Genomic DNA, 16,700 nt, shown 5'->3' on the forward strand with positions numbered 1-16,700 from the left:
GTTTTATTGGTGAATAATCGGGGGGTGAACTAGGGGGATTTGCCGCTGATGCGCTTCGGGATTCTGGGCCAACCGGCAATGTGGCAGCACGGCGAGGAGATCAGGCTCGCCACTCGACGATCACGCGGGGTCCTGGCGCACCTGCTGCTCAGCCCCGCCCGCTCCGCCTCCGTCGAGAGCCTGATGGACGCGATCTACGGGGACACGCCCACCAAGAGCGCCAGGAACCAGGTGCACCGGGGCGTGGGGGAGCTCAGGAAGTACGGCGTCACCATCGACGTGCACGACAACGTCTACCGGCTGGAGGCCGCCGACGACGACGTGGACGCGTACGTCTTCCTGCGCCTGTGCGACCGGGCGCGGGCCGAGGCCGACGACGGCGACCACGCCGCCGCGGCCCGCACCCTGAGCGAGGCCCTGGACCTGTGGCGCGGCCCGGCCCTCGCCGGCCTCGACAGCGAGGCGTTCCTCGCCGAGGCGGTGGTGTGGAACGAGCGCATGCTCGCCGCCACCGAGGCCAGGATCGACGCCGACCTCGCGCTCGGCCGCCACCGCGAGGTGATCGCCGAGCTGCAGCGGCTCACCGAGCAGCATCCGCTGCGGGAGGCGTTCTGCGGGCAGCTCATGCTCGCGCTGTACCGGTCGCAGCGGGGCAGCGAGGCGCTGCAGGCGTTCGCCGACCTGGAGGAGCGGCTCAGGGACGAGCTGGGCACCGACCCCGGCCCCGCACTGCGCGACCTCAGGACGCGGATCCTGCGCCAGGACTCCGTGCTCGAACGGGCACGCCAGACGCCTGCGCCCGCCCCGGCGGGGGAGCCGGTCCCCGGACCCGCGCGCCGGCCCGCGCCCGTGCCCAGGCAGCTTCCCGCCCGCGCAGGCGTCCTGGTCGGCAGGGACGCCGAGCTGCGGCGGATCACCGGCGTCCTGGAGGACGGCGGCGCGTCACCGGTCGTGGTGATCACCGGCCCCGGCGGCGCGGGCAAGACCGCGCTGTGCCTGGAGGCCGCGCACCGCGTGGCCGGCCGCTACCCCGACGGCCAGCTCTACGCCGAGGAGCCCGGCGAGCCCGCCGAGGTGCTGGCCGGGTTCCTGGCCGCGCTCGGGGTCGCCCCCGACCGCGTCCCCGAGGGCGCCGGGGCGCGGGCCGCGCTGCTGCGCAGCCTGCTGGCGAGCCGCAGGGTGCTGATCGTGCTGGACGGCGTGAGCAGCGTGCGCCGCCTCGAACCCCTCCTGCCCGGCCATCCGGGCTGCGCCGTCATCGTGACCAGCCGCTCGCCGCTGGCCCTGCTGCGGGGCGCCGTCCGGGTCGGCGTGGCCGCGCTGGACCGGGCCGGCGCCCGCGCGCTGCTGGCCACGGGCGCGGGCGCCGAGCGGATGGCGGCCGAGCCGCAGGCCGCCGACCGGGTCGTGGACCTCTGCGCGCGGCTGCCTGTGGCCCTGCACATCGCCGCGGCCAGGCTCGCCACCCGCCCGCACTGGACCCTCGCCCGCCTGGCCGAGCGCCTGGCCGACCCGTCCAGGATCCTCGGCGAGCTGGAGCACGACGGGCTGAGCGTGGTGCCGACGCTGGCGCGCGGCTACGAGGCGCTGCCCTCCGGGCCGCGTTCACTGATCCGCCGGATCGGCTTCTACGGCAGCGCGGAGATCACCGCCACGACCACCGCCGCGCTCGCCGACGTGCCGGTGGACGCGGCGGAGAACCTCCTGGAAGAGCTGGCCGAGAGCCACTTCATGGTCACCACCGGCGACGGCGACCGGTTCCGCTGCCACGAACTGCTGCTGGGCTTCGGCGCGGACCGGGCGCGGGCCGAGGACTCTGAGCCGGAGCTGGACGCCGCCGTCCTGCGCGCGCTCGGCGCCCTGCTGGCACTGACCGACGACGCCCACGCCGCGATGCGCGGCCGGGACAACGCGATCCCGCGCGGCACGGCCCCGCGCCACCGGCCCCTGGGCGCGGCGGCCTGGTCGGGCGACGGGTCGGCGTGGTTCGACGACAACCTGGACGCCGTCCTGGCGGCCGTGCGGCGCGCGACGCCCTTCCCTGGGACGTGCTGGGAGCTGGCCGTCGCGCCGCTCGCCCGCTACGAGGCGGGCGCGCACTTCGACGTGTGGCTGGAGTCCCACGAACTGGCCCTGTCGAGCGTGCGGGCGGCCGGTGACCTGCGCGGGCAGGCGGCCCTGCAGTACTCCCTCGGCCACCGCTCGCTGCTGGTCGGCGACTACGTCGGCGCGGCCCGGCGGCTGGAGACGGCTGAACGGATCTTCCTCGACCTGGCCGACGACCACGGCCGCGGCCTTGCGCTGCGGCTGCTCGCCGACCTCGACCGCATCCGGCACGAGCCTGACCGGGCGCGCAAGGCGTACGAGGAGGCCGCCGAGGTGCTGCGCAGGAGCGGCGACCCGGTGGGCGAGGCCGACGCGCTGGGCGGGCTGGCGCTGGTGCTGGACGGCGCGGGGGAGCGGGAGGCGTCGCGGGCGTGCCTGGAACGGGCGCTCGTCCTGTGCCGCGAGGGCGGCAGCCTGCGCAGCGAGGCCCAGATCCGGCGTGGGGCGGCGATGCGGGCCGCGAGGACGGGCACCCCTGAGGAGGCCTATCCCGAGCTGCTGCGGGCCTTGGAGATCGCCACGTTCATCGGCGACCGGGTCGTGCTGTCGGACGTCCTGCTCGACCTCGGCACCACGCGGATCCTGCTGGGCGACCCGAGGGCCGCCTACGACGACCTGGTCACCGCCGAGGAGATCGCCAGGGCGGCCGGGGTGACGCGCACGGCGCTCCGGGCGCGCCGGGCCAGGGCCTTCCTGAACGGCACCGGCGAGGCCACCCGGCACGCGGCGCGTTAGTCACCCGCGCCCGCCCTCTGACGCGGGCGGTTCGCCCAGGCGGGCGGTCGCCTCGGAGAAGGCCCGCTTGAGCGTGCGCTCCTCGGTGAGGCCGAGGAGCGCGATGCCGGCGTCGCGGGCGATCTCGCCGAGCTGGACCGAGGTCAGGCCGCTGATCTCCATGCGCTGGCCCTGGATCTCGATGACCTCCCCGCCGGCCTCGACCACGGCGGCGCTCAGCGGCTCGGGCCGGTCCGACAGGACGCTGATGGTCTGGGGCTGGAAGCGGTCGATGAACGCGGAGGCCGACCCGCTGCCGATGATCCGGCCGCGGGCGATCACCACCAGGTCGTCCACCAGGTCCTCCAGCTCGGCCAGCAGGTGGCTGGAGACCAGCACGGTGCGGCCCTGCTCCCGGAAGTGCCGCAGGAGGTCCTTCAGCCAGGCGATGCCCGCGGGGTCGAGGCCGTTCATCGGCTCGTCCAGCATCACGATCTCGGGGTTGCCGACCAGCGCGATCGCCAGCGCGAGGCGCTGCCGCATGCCGACGGAGAACCTGCCGGTGCGCTGGTGGGCCACCGCGGTCAGGCCGACGCGCTCCAGGAGTTCCTCGGCGTGGGAGGCGGGCACCCCGGCGAGGCGGGCCGCCCAGCGCACGCTCTCGACGGCCCGCCGGGAGGGGTGGACGCACTGGGTGTCGAGCACCGCGCCGACCTTGCGGCTGGGCGCGGGCCATTCGCGGAGGGGCCTGCCGTCGATGAGGGCGGAGCCTGACGTCGGGTGCACGAGGCCGAGGAAGAGGCGCAGGATCGTGGACTTGCCGGCGCCGTTGGGGCCGAGGAAGCCGGTGATGGCGCCCTGCCTGATGGCGAAGCTGGCGTCGTCCACGGCCACGGCCCGGCCGTACCGCTTCGTCAGGCTGCGTGCCTCCAGTACCGGCCTCATGCTCCCAGCAGCCGCCGTGCGCCGCGTACGGCCGCCGAGCGCCGACGTAAGTTGCTCACGTTTACCCCATTTTCGCCGGATATTTGCTTATAGATCTTGCCTGTGGGGCCAAATGTAAGCACTGCACTACAAAGCGCGTCAATACTGGTGGAATGCCGGGTTGGCGGGCGCGGCGGCCGGCGGTCATCACTTGTCGCCGTCGTTGTCAAGGGGGCCCGGCGACCGGCTCGTGCGCGTCTCGCCGGTTTCCGAAATCGGCGCTGCCGCCTGCTGCGCGGCACCCGCCGCCCATGGGAGGATGTCCGCCGCCGAGGCGGGAGGAGCGGACGAGTGCGTCGCGTGTTACTGATCGTCATGATGGTGCTGGCCGCCGGCTGCAGCGGCCGGGGCGCCGCGTCGAGCCAGGGAGCGCCGCGCCCGAGCGCCACCCCGAGCCAGGCAGGCGGTGTCGTGTCGCTCACCTTCGACGACGGCCTGGCCCGCCAGGAACACATGGCCGCCGAGCTGACCACGCGCGGCATGACCGGCACCTTCTACGTCCTCGGCACCCGCGTCCAGGCGCCCGGCTACCTCGACCAGGCCCGCCTGGCACGCCTCGCGCAGGCCGGGCACGAGATCGGCGGCCACACCCGCACCCACGCCAGACTGCCCGAACTGCACCCGGACGAGCAGCGCAGGGAAGTGTGCGGCGACCGCTCGGCGCTGGAGGCGATGGGCTTCACGCCACGGTCGTTCGCCTACCCCTTCCACGCTGTCAACGCCGCCGCCGAGGCCGCGGTGCGCGAGTGCGGCTACAACAGCGGCCGCGGCAAGGCGGGCGTCGCCGCCGAGCGCACCACCCCGGCCGACCCCTACGACCTCAACACGCCGCTGGCCGTCGGCGCGCGCACCACCCTCCCCGAGATGCAGCAGTACGTGCTCGCCGCCGAGCAGCGCAAAGGCTGGGCGATCCTGGTCTTCCACGACTACTGCGACGACTGCGGGCCGCTCGGGGTCAAGCCCGCCGTCTTCACCGCGTTCCTCGACTGGCTGAAGGGCCGCCCGGTCGCCGTCCGCACCGTCGGCGACGTCATCGGCGGCGAGACCAGGCCGGTGCCGCCGCTCAAGGCCCCGTCGATCGTGCTGAACGCCTCACTGGAGAACTACTTCGGCAAGGAGGGCGTCCCCGACTGCTGGCAGCTCGACGGGAGGTCAGGCAAGGCCACGTTCGGCCGGGTGCCGCAGGCGCGCACCGGGCGCTGGGCGGTGCGCGTCCAGGTGACCGGCGGCGACCCGGAGCGGCTCAGGCTGGCCGTCAAGCAGGACGACGGCGAGTGCGCGCCCCGGCCGGGCCGCCTGTCGGTGTGGTACACCTCGACCGTCCCCGTCCGCTTCACCTACAGCACGAGGACGGCCGACGGGGTGTGGTCGCGCTGGTCCCACAGCCCCGAGTTCCCCGCCGCCCCCACCTGGCGGCAGGCCACCTGGACCCCGCCGCGCGACGGCGCCGCCAACGTCAGCTTCGGCCTGGTGCTGACCGCGCCCGGTCAGGCCACCTTCGACGACTTCGCGCTCCGCTGAAGCACCTCGCGGAAGGCCGCGAGGGCGTACTCCGCGTGCGTGCGTTCCCTGACCGCCTCGGCCGTGCTCAGCAGGGCGGCCCTGAAGTCCGGGTCCGCGAGCCCCCGCAGCGCCCGCTCCGCCGCCCCCGCCCAGTCGCCCGGCGGGTAGAGCGCCTCCTCCGGCAGGATCTCCGGCAGCGCGCCCACCGCCGGCGCCACGACCGGGCAGCCGCGCACCAGCGCCTCTGCCACCGACATGCCGAAGCTCTCGTCGGTCGTGGTCGAGACGGTCAGCCCGCCGTTGGCCGCGACGGCCGAGTACAGGCCCGGCATCAGGTCGTAGTCGAGGCGCGGCAGCCAGCGGGCCGCGCCGAGCGCGGGCGAGGTGGCGAGCTTCGTGGTAAGCGCGGCCACCTCGCTCGCCGGCGCCGTGTACCCGCCGACGATCAGCGGCGTGACCCCGGGGCGGGCGGTGGCGATCCGGTCGAGCAGATCGGCCGCGGCCCGCCAGCGCTTGTGCCCGTCCAGCTTGCCGATCCACGCCACCGGCGCGGTGCCGAGCGCGGGCGGGACGGTCTCGGCGTACCAGCGCTCGTCCAGGCAGTTGGGCACCACGCTGATCGGGGAGAGCCCCAGCGCGGCCAGCTTCTCCCGCATGTACTCGCTCACGGTCACCACATGGTCAGGGCGCACCACGAGCTCGTCCAGGTAGGAGAGGTTCGCGGTGGTCGTGTGCACCTCCAGCACCAGCGACCCGGGGGAGCCCGCGCGCCGCCACGCCGACAGGAAGCCCGGACTGTCGATCACGACGACGACGTCCGGCTCCGCCTCCCTGATCGCCGCCTCGCGGGCCTCGTCGGTGCCCGCCACCCGCGCCACGCCCGGCGGGAAGTGACCCACCATGCCATGGTCCGACTCGTACAGCACGCCGATCTCGAACTCGGCGGAGAAGTGCGTGTAGCGGTTGAGCAACTGCGTGGACACCCCGCCGATGACGCCGTAGCGGTAGCAGAACAGCACCTTCATCGCGACTCCAGCAGCGTCAGCAGGCCGTCCCTGCCCTTGCGCACGACCTGCTCCGCCAGCTCCGTGTACGCCTCCACCCGGCACTCCCAGGTGTTGGCGGCGAGCCAGGCCCGCACCCGCGCGGCGTCCGGCGCGGACCCGGCGACCTGCGGGATCGCCGCCACGAACTCCGCCGCCGACTCGGTCACCCGCACCCCCGGGTAGTCCGCGCACTGCGGGAAGTACGTCGCCAGCACGGGCAGGCCGAGATGCAGGTACTCGTAGACCTTGATCGGGTCCACGGCGTCGGCCAGCGGGCCGTTCCTGAACGGGATCAGCGCCAGCGCCCAGCCGGCGCTGAGCTCGGCCAGCTCCCGGTGGCCGAGCAGGCCGAGCAGCCGGACGTTCTCCGGCAGCCGCAGGTCGGGCTGCTGGTGGCCCGCCAGCTCGAAGACGAGGCCCGGGTGGGCTCGGGCGGCGCGCAGCAGCAGGTCCCAGTCGAACCACTTGTCGGTCAGGTGCCCGAAGTAGCCGACCTTCGAGGCGTCCGCGCGGCGCGGCACGGAGGGGGTGGGGAAGTCCGGGTCGAGGGCGTTGGCGTTGACGCTCACCGGCCGGCCGCCCAGCGTCTCCATCTTCCTGGCCAGGGGCGCGGACACCGCCGTGACCACGTCGGCGTGCGCCACCAGGTAACGCTCGTGGCCCGGGTGGTACCACTTCGCCATGCCGACCTTGGCGAACTCCTCCCAGTCGTCGCGCGCGTCGTAGACGGTCACCCAGCCGCGCGCGGCGGCGTGGGTCAGCGTCCGCACCATCACCTCGTGCGGGAACGAGGCGAACAGCAGCTTGCGCTTGCCGCCGAAGTCCGCGCCCAGCACCTCGTCCAGCAGGTGCGGCGTGATGTCGATCGGGCTCTGGAACAGCAGCGGGTCCGGGTGCGAGGGCAGCGGCTCGCTGTCGCGCCAGCGGTAGTAGTTGAAGAAGACCGGGCAGCCGCGCCCGAGGTAGACGCGGGTCAGCCGGATGGGCCGGTTGCCCCTGGCCTCCTGCACGAAGGTGGTGCCCGAGAACATCAGCACCACCTCGTCGCCCTCGGCCGCCCTGGCCCGTTCGACCCACTCCCTCAGCCCGGTCCTGACCTCGTCCAGCGGCACCGGGGCCGCCGTGGTGCGGGGGGCGGCAGGCCGCGCCGCGGGGGCGGCCTCCGGCGCGGGCCGCATGACGATGGTGCGGGTCGGCGCGCCGGAGGCGGCGACGGGCCGGACGCCGGCCGGGCGGGGCTGAGCCGGGTCGGGGCGGCCCGGCCTGCGCAGGTGCCGGTAGACCGACAGCATCCGCCAGGCGCGGGAGGAGCGGATGCGGGTGATCTGCTCGCGGTAGTCGGCGAGCCGGCCGGTCACCGTCTCCAGCCGGGCCCGCAGCCGGTCGTTCTCCTGCCGCAGCCGGTCCTCGGAGGCGGCCAGCTTGCCCAGGCGGTGCTGGGTCAGCTCGTGCCGGTGCCGCTCGCCGTTGTAGACGGTACGCAGCCGGGCCAGGGCCGCCCGTTCCGCGCCGAGCTCCTCGTCGAGCGCGGCGATCCGGGCGCGCAGCTCCCGGGCGGCGGACGCGTGGGCGGCCTCGGCCGTCCGCAGGTCCTCGGCCTGGTCCCGGACCAGGGCGCGCAGCTCGTCCCGTTCGGCGGTCACGGCGCCGGCGGTCTCGCGCAGCTCGTCCCGTTCGGCGGTCAGGGATCCTGCGGTCTCGCGCAGCGCCTCCAGGGAGGTCCGCAGCCCGTGAGCCGACTCCAGCAGGCCGCGCCGCTCCGCCTCGGCGGCCGCGACCGCCTCGCGCAGCAGGGCGATCTCGGCCTCGGCGGCGCGGGCGTCGGCACGCAGCCGGTCGCGCTCCTCGGTCCGCAGGCGCAACTGCTCGCGCAGCCCGTCCTGTGCGCGCAGCCGCTCCCGCAGCCCGTCGCGTTCCTCGGTGCGTTCGCGCAGCCGCTCCCGCAGGTCCTCGCGGTCGGCGGCGGCGCCGTCGGTGAGGCTCGTGGACAGGTGCCGCACGCTGTCCTGGAGGGCCGCCAGCCGGTCGAGGACGTCCTCCTCCGCCCGGCTCCCGCCGAGCCGCGCCCGCAGGTCGCCGAGCTGCGCCTTCAGCTCGGCGTTGGCCGCGGTGACCTCGCGGTAGAGGTGGTTGGCCCGCTCCAGCCGGTCGCGCAGCCCCTGCGCCTGCCGCTCCGCGAGCTCCTCGCGCTGGAGGAAGTCCGCCTCCTCCTGGCTGAGCAGGAACGCGGGCTCGCCGAGCGGCTCCTCCCGCCGGACGCCGACCGCGGCGACGTGCCGGTCGAGCACGGTCAGCTCGCGGATCTCGAACAGCGGGTCGAGCAGGCGGCGCAGGCCCGCCCGGTAGAACGTGCGGCGGTGGTCGTGGTGCGGCATCAGCCCGTGCGGCACGGACGCCAGCAGGGTGCCGCCCGGCGCCAGCACCCGGTGCAGCTCGGCGAGGACCGCCCCCGGGTCGGTGACGTGTTCCAGCAGCTCGCCGGCGACCGCCGCGTCGAAACAGCCGTCGGGGAAGGCCAGCCGCGCCCCGTCGCCCCTGACGAAGGCCAGCCTGGCGGCCACGTCGGCGGGCAGTTCGGCGGCCAGCCCGGCGGCGAACGCGAGCGCGTCCTCCTCGATGTCGACGCCGGTCACCCGGTCGCCCCTGCGGGCGGCGAGGACGGACAGCGTCCCCTGGGAGCAGCCCAGGTCGAGGATCCGCCCCGGGGGGAGGTGGTCCAGGAGCCAGTGCAGGCGGTTCCTGGTCAGCGTCTGGGTCTCGGGGTCGACGTCTATCCCGTTATAGGCTAAATGGACGCGATCATGGTTCATCTGGGCAGCGACCCTTGGGGGATGATCAGTGAGGGGCTGACATTACCATTTCCCGAAATATCCGTTAAGGGCGGTGTGATGGTGCCTTTGTTACGAAAGTTCATCGTCCTGGTGGCGGCCCTCTGCTCCCTCGGAGGCTGCGTCTCCACCTCAGCCTCCACCTCCGGCGAACCCGCCGCCGTCCCGGCCACCCAGGCCCCCATCGGCCTCTTCCGCGCCACCGTCCCGGGCCTGCGCGCGGGCGAGGAGCTCTACCTGCCGCTGCGCGCCCTGCGCGAACGGTTCGGGCTCGACGTCTCCACCGGCCCCGACGGCGTCGTCCGCGCCGGGTACGTCGCCGACGACACCCCGCTCGTCAAACGGCACGACCCCCGCGGCCCCTGGCTGCACTTCGCCCAGGTGGACGTCACGACCTGGCGGCGCATCTCCATCGGCCCCGACGGCATCCCGCTCAGCACGTACGACTTCGGCACCTTCCAGTACCCGGTCGAAGTCGCGCAGTACGGCATGGAGAACTACAGCAAATGGGTCACCACGGGCCAGGAGAGCTACCGCGCCAAAGCGGAGACGGTGGCCCGCTGGCTGCTGGAACACCAGGACGACGCGGGCGGCTGGCCCGTCCCCTTCGCGTACTCCTATCGGGAAGGACTCGCCGGCGAGCTGCGCGCAGGCTGGTACTCCGGGATGGCGCAGGGCATCGGCGCCGCCTTCCTCGCCAAGATGCGCGCCAGGACCGGCGAGACCCGCTACGGCGACGCGGCGCTGCGCGCGCTCCGGCCGCTGCGCACGGAGGTGGCGCGGGGCGGCGTGCTGCGCAGGTTCGAGGACCGCTTCGACTGGTTCGAGGAGTACCCGACACCGACCCCCACGCACGTGCTCAACGGCCACCTGTTCGCCCTGATCGGCGTCCACGACGTGGGCGAGCTCACGGGCGACGCGGCGGCCAAGGACATGTTCCGCCGGGGCCTCGCCACCCTCGACCGGATGCTGCCGCTCTACGACCTGTCATCCAGGACCAGCTACGACCTCCTCCACTACACCCGCACCCCGGCGACCGCCCCCAACCCGGCCCGCTGGAGCTACCACTCCCTGCACGTCACCCAGCTCTCCGCGCTGAACGCGATCACCGGCGGCCGATACCGCGCCATCGAGCAGCGCTGGCTCGGCTACCTCGACGGCAAGGCGCTTCCCGGCAACTAGCTGCAACGTCCACCGACCCATCTCCGGAGGTACCGACCGGATGCGCCGTCTCCGCCGCCTGCTCTGGATCTCCCTGGCCTCCCTGCTGCTGCTGGGCGCCCTCGGCGCCGGAGGGCTGTCCCTCTACCAGGCCAGCCTCGACCGCGACATCGCCCGCTTACCCGCGGCGCTGCCCACCTCAGAAGCGGAGGAGCGGCAGCGTCCGCAGCCCGCACCCGGCCTCGGCGAGACCTGGCTCCTCGTGGGCACCGACCGGCGGGCCGACGAGGCCACGACGGGCGACCGCGCCAAGGAGGCCCTGTGGCGGCCCGGCTCGCAGCGCACCGACACCATCATGCTGGCCCACCTGTCTGAGGACCGGAAGCACGCCGCCGTCGTGTCCATCCCCCGCGACTCCTGGGTGGACATCCCCGGCCGCGGCCGGGCGAAGATCAACGCGGCGTTCTCCTGGGGCGGGCCGCCCCTGCTGATCAAAACCGTCGAGCGGCTCACCGGCGTCCGCGTCCACCACTACGCCGCCATCGACTTCAAGGGGTTCGCCGCGGCCGTCGACGCCGTGGACGGGGTCGAGGTCGAGGTGGCCAGGACCGTCCGCGACACCAACAGCGGCGTCACCTGGACGGCCGGCCGCCACCACCTCGACGGCGAGCGGGCCCTGCGGTTCGTCCGGCAGCGCTACAACCTGCCCGGCGGCGACTTCGACCGCATCAAGCGGCAGCAGGCCCTGCTCAAGGCGCTGTCCGACCGCGTGCTGAGCGCCGACACGCTGACCGACCCGGTCAAGGTCGACCGGCTGCTGCGGGCCGTCACCGCGTCGATCACCGTGGACGACCGCGTCACCCTCGACCTGCTGCGCGGCCGCCTGCTCGACCTGGCCCGGCTGGACTCCTCCAGCTTCTTCACGATGCCGACCAAGGGGACCGGGATGGAAGGCGCGCAGAGCGTCGTCTACCTGGACGAGCGCAGGAGCCGCGCGCTGAGCGAAGCGCTCAGGACGGACCGCGCCCGCGACTACGTCAAGCGGAGAGGCCCAGGAAACGCGGTGGACACCGTGCGGTAGCCAGGGGACGCCTGCGACCGGTGTCAGCCGCCCGCGACGCTCCAGGTGCGTACCGTCCAGTCGGCGCCCGCCGACACCGCCACCGGCGCGCCGCCGGCCCTGCCGGCCGCCACCGCGTACACCGGGCCGGCGTGCCCGGTGATCGGACGCCCGACCGCCGCGCCGGTGCTCACGTTCCACACCCGCAGCGTCCGGTCGTCGCCGGCCGAGACGACGCGCTCCCCGTCGGCCGCCAGCGCCCGCACCCAGTCGGTGTGGCCGGTGAGCGGGGAGCCGATGGCGGTGCCCGTGTTCAGGTCCCAGCGGCGCAGCGTCCCGTCCACGCCGGCCGACACCGCGATGGGCCGCCCGCCCGCCACCGTCGCGGTCACCGCGAGGACCGCGTCCCGGTGGCCGGTCAGCGGCGCGCCGATCTGCCTGCCGCCGGTGACGTCCCACAGGCGCAGCTCGTGGTCCTCGCTCGCGGAGATCACCACCGGCCGGCCGCCGACGACCGCCGAGGCCAGCGCCCTGATCGGCTTGCGGTGCCCGGCCAGCGGCGGGCCAGCGGGCCTGCCCGTGGCGGCGTCCCACCGGTACAGACGCCCGTCGGCGCCGCCGGAGACGACCGTTCCCTCGACCACGGTGACGGCGTTCACGCCGCCGCGGCCCTCGGCCATCGGCTTGCCCAGCGCCGCCCCCGTGTCCAGCCGCCACATCCGCAGCTCGCCGCCCGCGTCACCGCTGACGGCCACCGGATGGCCGGACACGGTGCCCGCCGCGATCGCCGTGATCTGCTCGGCGTGCCCGAGCAGGGGCGCGCCCACGGGAGCGCCGGTCGCCGGGTCCGACATCCGGACCGTCCTGTCCGCGCCGCCCGAGACGGTCACCGTCCGCCCGCCCACGTTCACCAGCGCGACCGCCCTGACCTGGGCCGAATGGCCGGGATTGCCGGCCGCCACGCCGGCGGCGGCCCACGCGTTGAGATCCCACGTCCGGACGGACTTGTCGGCGCCGCCCGAGAACGCCACCGGCACCCCGCCCACCGCCCCCGCGGCGACGGCCATGACCGGTCCCGCATGCCCGGTGAGCGGCGTCCCGACCGGCTTGCCCGAAAGGTCCCAGCAGCGGATCACGCCGTCCCGGCCGGCCCCCAGCACCGTCCAGGACGAGCCCGTCCTGATCGCCGCGAGCGAGACCACGACGTCGGGCAGGTCGTGGACGGTGCTCACCCGGCCGGAGCGCAGGTCCCACATCCTGATCGTCCTGTCGTCCGAGGCGGAGACGACGGCGTCCGGCGTCACGGCCAGCGCCCGCACCCAGTCGGTGTGGCCGGCCCGCGCCCGGCCCACGGGCTCGCCCGTCCCCAGGTCCCAGAACCGCAGCACCCGGTCCCTGCCCGCGCTCACCACGACCGGCCTGCCGTCGACGGTGGCGGCGGCGACGGCCAGCACCGCGTCCTCGTGGCCGGTGAGCGGAGGGCCCGCGGGGCGGCCGGTGGTGAGGTCCCAGGTGCGTACGGTCTTGTCGTCGCCGCCGGTGATCGCGATCGGCCTGCCGCCCACCGTGGCGGTGGCGACGGCGAGGACGACGCCGGTGTGGCCGGTGAGCGGGGGGCCCGCGGGGCGGCCGGTGGTGAGGTCCCAGGTGCGTACGGTCTTGTCGTCGCCCCCCGTGACCGCGATCGGCCTGCCGCCCACCGTGGCCGTGGCGATCGCCCGCACCCAGTCGCCGTGGCCCGCCATCGGCCCGCCCACCGGCTGCATCGTGCGCGCGTCCCACAGCCGCAGCGTGCTGTCCTCGCTGGCGGTCACCACGACCGGCCGCCCGGCGACCTCAGCCGTACCGACCGCGGTGACGGCCGCGAAGTGCCCCGAGGGCCGCCAGCCGATCGGCGTGCCGAACCCCGCGGGGGACGGCGTCGCGGCCGGCGGCGCCGCAGGCACCCTGACCAGCCCCGGCACCACCGCCACCCCCGCGCCGACCAGCGCCGCCACCAGCACCCCGGCCAGGGTGAACCGCCGGACCCTCCGCCGGACGGGCCTGGCCGGAGCGGTCGCGCCCGTCGCCGGCGAGACCTCCACGTCAGGGAACGCCTCGGGCGAAGCCTCAAGGAACGCCTCGGGGAACGCCTCGCGGCCCGGCGGGACGGCGACCGGCCCCGAGTCCGGCGGCGCGAACGCCGCAACCGACGGCGGGGTCGGGTCTGGCAGCGGGGCCGAGTGCGGTGGTGGAAAGGCAGAGTCCGGCGGTGCGGCGGAGTGCGGCGGCGGGAAGGCCTCGGCCGGCGGCGTGGCTGGTGGAGCGGCCGGCGTAGTGGAGGTCACCCGCGCCGGCGGCCCCGGCCATGGCGGCGCAAACGGCTCAGGACCGGGCTCAGCGGGAAGGCCGATCAGGGCGTTGAGCACCTGGCGCGCGGTCGGCCGCGCCTCAGGGCGGCGCACCAGGCAGGCGGCGATGATCGAGCGTAACGGCTCGTCGATGCCGCTCAGGTCGATCTCCTCCTGACCCACCGTGATCGCCATGGCCGCGATGGTGCTGCCGCTGAACAGCGGCCGTCCCCGCGCCGCGAACGTCATCGTCAGACCCCAGCTGAACAGGTCCGAGGCCGGCGTCACCCGCTCGCCCGCGAGCTGCTCCGGAGACATGTAGGCGGGAGTGCCCAGCACCCCCGTGACGGTCACCGTCTTGTCGTCGAACCCGCGCGCCACCCCGAAGTCGATCACGTACGGGCCGTTGGGCCCGAGCAGCACGTTACTGGGCTTGAAGTCGCGGTGGACGATGCCGGCGTTGTGGATGGACACCAGCGCCGTGGAGGTGTTCACCGCCAGCCGGACCAGCGCCGAGGCGTCCAGCGCACCCCGGGAGACGACGTGCTGCTGCAACGACTCGCCGGGCACGTACTCGCTGACCATGTACAGCCGGCCGTCGCTGATCCCGTGCCCCAGCACCCGTACCGTGCAGAACGAGGCCACCTTCGACGCGACCTCGATCTCCCGCTGGAACCGCAGCCGGGACTCGATGTCGGCGGCGTCGACGGACGTCAGGATCTTGATGGCGACCTGCCGGTCCTCGTCGTCGACCCCGAGGAACACCGTCCCCTGCCCACCCTCGCCGACCCGGCCCGCGATCCGGTACCGGTCCACGGACCTGGGATCATCAGGCCTGAGAGGCTGGATGTCCGGCACAAGACTCCTGGCAGGGACGAAGACAACTAACCCGATCATAGGTCCCCGGCGTCAAGGGGGCAGCGACGACCGCACTGCGGCCCACCGGCACTGCCTCGCCCACCGCACGGACCTGCCCCCGAGCAGACCCGCGCGGTCGCGCAGGCCAGCCAGGAGAACGCGCACCAGTCGCTGACCGAGCTGCGGGCCGTGCCCGGCACGCTCCGATTCGTAGCCGACGCCCGCCTGCCGTGGGAGGCCTGACATGATCCGCGTCGTGATCGCGGACGACGACCCGATGGTGCGCACCGGCCTGCGCCTCATCCTCGGCAAGCCCGACCTCGACCTCCCGGGCGAGGCCGGCGACGGACGGCAGGCCATGAAGGTGATCCGCGAGCTCGGCCGGACGCGGTGCTGATGGACATCAGGACGCCCGTCCAGGACGGGCTCACCACCACCGAACTCCTGCTGTCCCAGCCGGACCCGCCGCGCGTCCTCGTGCTCACCACGTTCGACGCCGACGAGCTGGTGCTGCGGGCTGCGGCTGGGCGCGGGCGGCTTCGTGCTGAAGGGCTCGCCCGGCTCACCGAGCGCGGACGCGAGGTCGCGATCGAACTGGCGCGCGGCCGCACGAACGCCGAGATCGCCGAACTTCTCCATGTCAGCGTGGTCACCGTCAAGGCGAACATCACCCGCGTCTTCGCCGAACCGGGCGCGGACAACCCCGTCCTGGTCGCCATGAAGGTCCGCGACGCCGGACTCCTCTGAGACCCGATACATTCGACCGCACCAAGAACAGGGACCGTGGAGGAAGCGTGCCCGACACCTCAAGCCCACAGGGCGGACGCCGGAGAAACCTGTACGGGTGGATGCTCGCGCTCGCCTCAGCCGTCCTCCTGGCGGACCAGACCTCCAAGCTCTGGGCGACCTCGGCGCTGTCCGACGGCCACGGCATCACCGTCATCCCGCGGCTGATCCAGCTACGCCTGCTGCTCAACTCCGGCGCCGCCTTCTCGATCGGCTCGGACATGACCTGGCTGTTCACCCTGACGACGGCAGGGGCGGTCGCCGGCATCCTGTACGCCGGACGGCGACTGCGCTCGACCGCCTGGACCGCCGTCCTCGGCACGCTCCTGGGCGGGGCCACCTCCCACCTGCTCGACCGCCTCTTCCGCCCACCCGCCTTCGCCCACGGCCACGTCGTGGACTTCATCGACTACGCCGGCCTCTTCGTCGGCAACGTCGCGGACATAGCCCTGACGACAGGCGCCGCCCTCCTCCTCTGTCTGACCCTCCGCGGCATCCCCCTCAACGACGCACCCCGCCAGAGCTGAGCAACCGCGGGGCGCGCGGGCGGGGCGACCCGCGCGAACAGGGCGCCTGTACGGCGTCCAGCAGGTCATCTCCGACCGCCACCGCGGGCCGACCGAGGCGATCGGCCCTGCCAGGCCCGGCGTGTCCTGACCGTGCTGCCGCCCCCACTCGGGAGCCCCCTGGTCCTGCGTGATCTCGGTTCGGGCGCCGGCGACCGCAGTCGTCACCAGGGCAGCGGCGATCGCGATGGCCATGGCGACCGTGCCGGGACACGCCTGGGCTTCGAGCGCTGGCAGACGCAGCTTCAAGCCGAGAATCTCCGCGTCTACGTTCACGCACTTGTCAGTGAGCACAGGCTGACAGACGGTTCACTCTCGCGATGACAGTCGCAGTCGGCCCGCGTGTAGTTCTCCCACTGCCGTCCGCGAACCGTCGGCGGGACGTCCGATCGCTCCCAGTCCGGCACGTCTTAAGGCGGTGTGCTTGTGGACGTCATGCGGCTCAGACGTCCTTCAACGGGGAACCTGCTGGACGTGAGCCTTCAGACGCCCAGCGCGCCGGCCACTCCCGCCGCTGCGAGCGCGGTCCAGGCCCAGGCTTGGCCCAGGTCGAGGAGCCGTCCGACCACCAGGTTGCCGGCGGCGACACCGAGCATCTGGCCGAGCAGGACCACCAGCGCCGAGGCGACGAAGGTTCTCCACAGGTAGCGCGCAGCTGTAGATCATGCCGTTGTGCTGCGCAACGCAGCCATGCTCAGCCGGAAAGGCTGAGCATGGCACTCTCCTCCTATATCGCCCTGACATGCTGAACAGTCGTA

At 74.0% G+C, this 16,700-nt stretch carries 11 protein-coding genes; 7 read left to right on the top strand and 4 right to left on the bottom strand.

Annotated elements, in window-relative coordinates:
* Window positions 1-48: 48 nt before the first annotated feature.
* Entirely contained in the window at window positions 49-2,841 is a 2,793-nt protein-coding gene (locus BMX74_RS00960; RefSeq protein WP_143078510.1) for an AfsR/SARP family transcriptional regulator, read from the top strand.
* Here the strand turns inward: BMX74_RS00960 and BMX74_RS00965 are convergent, their stop codons facing one another.
* The gene (locus BMX74_RS00965) at window positions 2,842-3,765 is read right to left on the bottom strand and encodes an ABC transporter ATP-binding protein (RefSeq protein WP_055507904.1); all 924 of its coding nucleotides are present in this window, start codon (window positions 3,763-3,765) and stop codon (window positions 2,842-2,844) included. It lies immediately after the preceding gene.
* 330 nt (window positions 3,766-4,095) lie between these two features.
* Here BMX74_RS00965 and BMX74_RS00970 point away from each other — a divergent pair, with 330 nt between their 5' ends.
* On the top strand, window positions 4,096-5,325 hold the full coding sequence (locus tag BMX74_RS00970) for a polysaccharide deacetylase family protein (RefSeq protein WP_143078511.1): 1,230 nt from the start codon (window positions 4,096-4,098) through the stop codon (window positions 5,323-5,325).
* Here the strand turns inward: BMX74_RS00970 and BMX74_RS00975 are convergent.
* Together BMX74_RS00975 and BMX74_RS00980 are read right to left on the bottom strand one after the other, a co-directional pair.
* Window positions 5,292-6,332, bottom strand: coding sequence for a glycosyltransferase family 4 protein (locus tag BMX74_RS00975; protein ID WP_055507908.1), 1,041 nt, complete (start codon window positions 6,330-6,332; stop codon window positions 5,292-5,294). The two genes, BMX74_RS00970 and BMX74_RS00975, sit on opposite strands and share 34 nt — an antisense overlap.
* Entirely contained in the window at window positions 6,329-9,163 is a 2,835-nt protein-coding gene (locus tag BMX74_RS00980) for a methyltransferase domain-containing protein (protein ID WP_091097555.1), read from the bottom strand. Before BMX74_RS00980 ends, BMX74_RS00975 begins: the two co-directional genes overlap by 4 nt.
* 87 nt (window positions 9,164-9,250) lie before the next feature.
* Between BMX74_RS00980 and BMX74_RS00985 the strand changes: the two genes are divergently transcribed.
* Together BMX74_RS00985 and BMX74_RS00990 are read left to right on the top strand one after the other, a co-directional pair.
* Window positions 9,251-10,363: a D-glucuronyl C5-epimerase family protein gene (locus BMX74_RS00985; protein WP_143078512.1), complete on the top strand. Its 1,113-nt coding sequence runs from the start codon at window positions 9,251-9,253 to the stop codon at window positions 10,361-10,363.
* Between the two features lie 40 nt (window positions 10,364-10,403).
* On the top strand, window positions 10,404-11,423 hold the full coding sequence (locus BMX74_RS00990) for an LCP family protein (RefSeq protein ID WP_091097560.1): 1,020 nt from the start codon (window positions 10,404-10,406) through the stop codon (window positions 11,421-11,423).
* Between the two features lie 23 nt (window positions 11,424-11,446).
* Here the strand turns inward: BMX74_RS00990 and BMX74_RS00995 are convergent, their stop codons facing one another.
* Window positions 11,447-14,548 carry a WD40 repeat domain-containing serine/threonine protein kinase gene (locus tag BMX74_RS00995; protein WP_177227135.1) on the bottom strand — a complete coding sequence of 1,034 codons (3,102 nt, stop codon included), beginning with the start codon at window positions 14,546-14,548 and terminating at the stop codon, window positions 11,447-11,449.
* 286 nt (window positions 14,549-14,834) lie between these two features.
* Between BMX74_RS00995 and BMX74_RS46455 the strand changes: the two genes are divergently transcribed.
* From BMX74_RS46455 to BMX74_RS01005, 3 genes are read left to right on the top strand one after another with little or no spacing between them, the layout of a single operon-like run.
* Window positions 14,835-14,987 carry a helix-turn-helix domain-containing protein gene (locus BMX74_RS46455; protein ID WP_337959826.1) on the top strand — a complete coding sequence of 51 codons (153 nt, stop codon included), beginning with the start codon at window positions 14,835-14,837 and terminating at the stop codon, window positions 14,985-14,987.
* Window positions 14,987-15,337: a LuxR C-terminal-related transcriptional regulator gene (locus BMX74_RS01000; RefSeq protein WP_337959827.1), complete on the top strand. Its 351-nt coding sequence runs from the start codon at window positions 14,987-14,989 to the stop codon at window positions 15,335-15,337. The genes BMX74_RS46455 and BMX74_RS01000 overlap by 1 nt, the downstream gene beginning before the upstream one ends.
* A 47-nt stretch (window positions 15,338-15,384) precedes the next feature.
* Window positions 15,385-15,903: a signal peptidase II gene (locus BMX74_RS01005; protein WP_201784756.1), complete on the top strand. Its 519-nt coding sequence runs from the start codon at window positions 15,385-15,387 to the stop codon at window positions 15,901-15,903.
* Window positions 15,904-16,700 lie beyond the last annotated feature (797 nt).

It is taken from the genome of Nonomuraea pusilla (assembly GCF_900109355.1).
Taxonomy (GTDB): domain Bacteria; phylum Actinomycetota; class Actinomycetes; order Streptosporangiales; family Streptosporangiaceae; genus Nonomuraea; species Nonomuraea pusilla.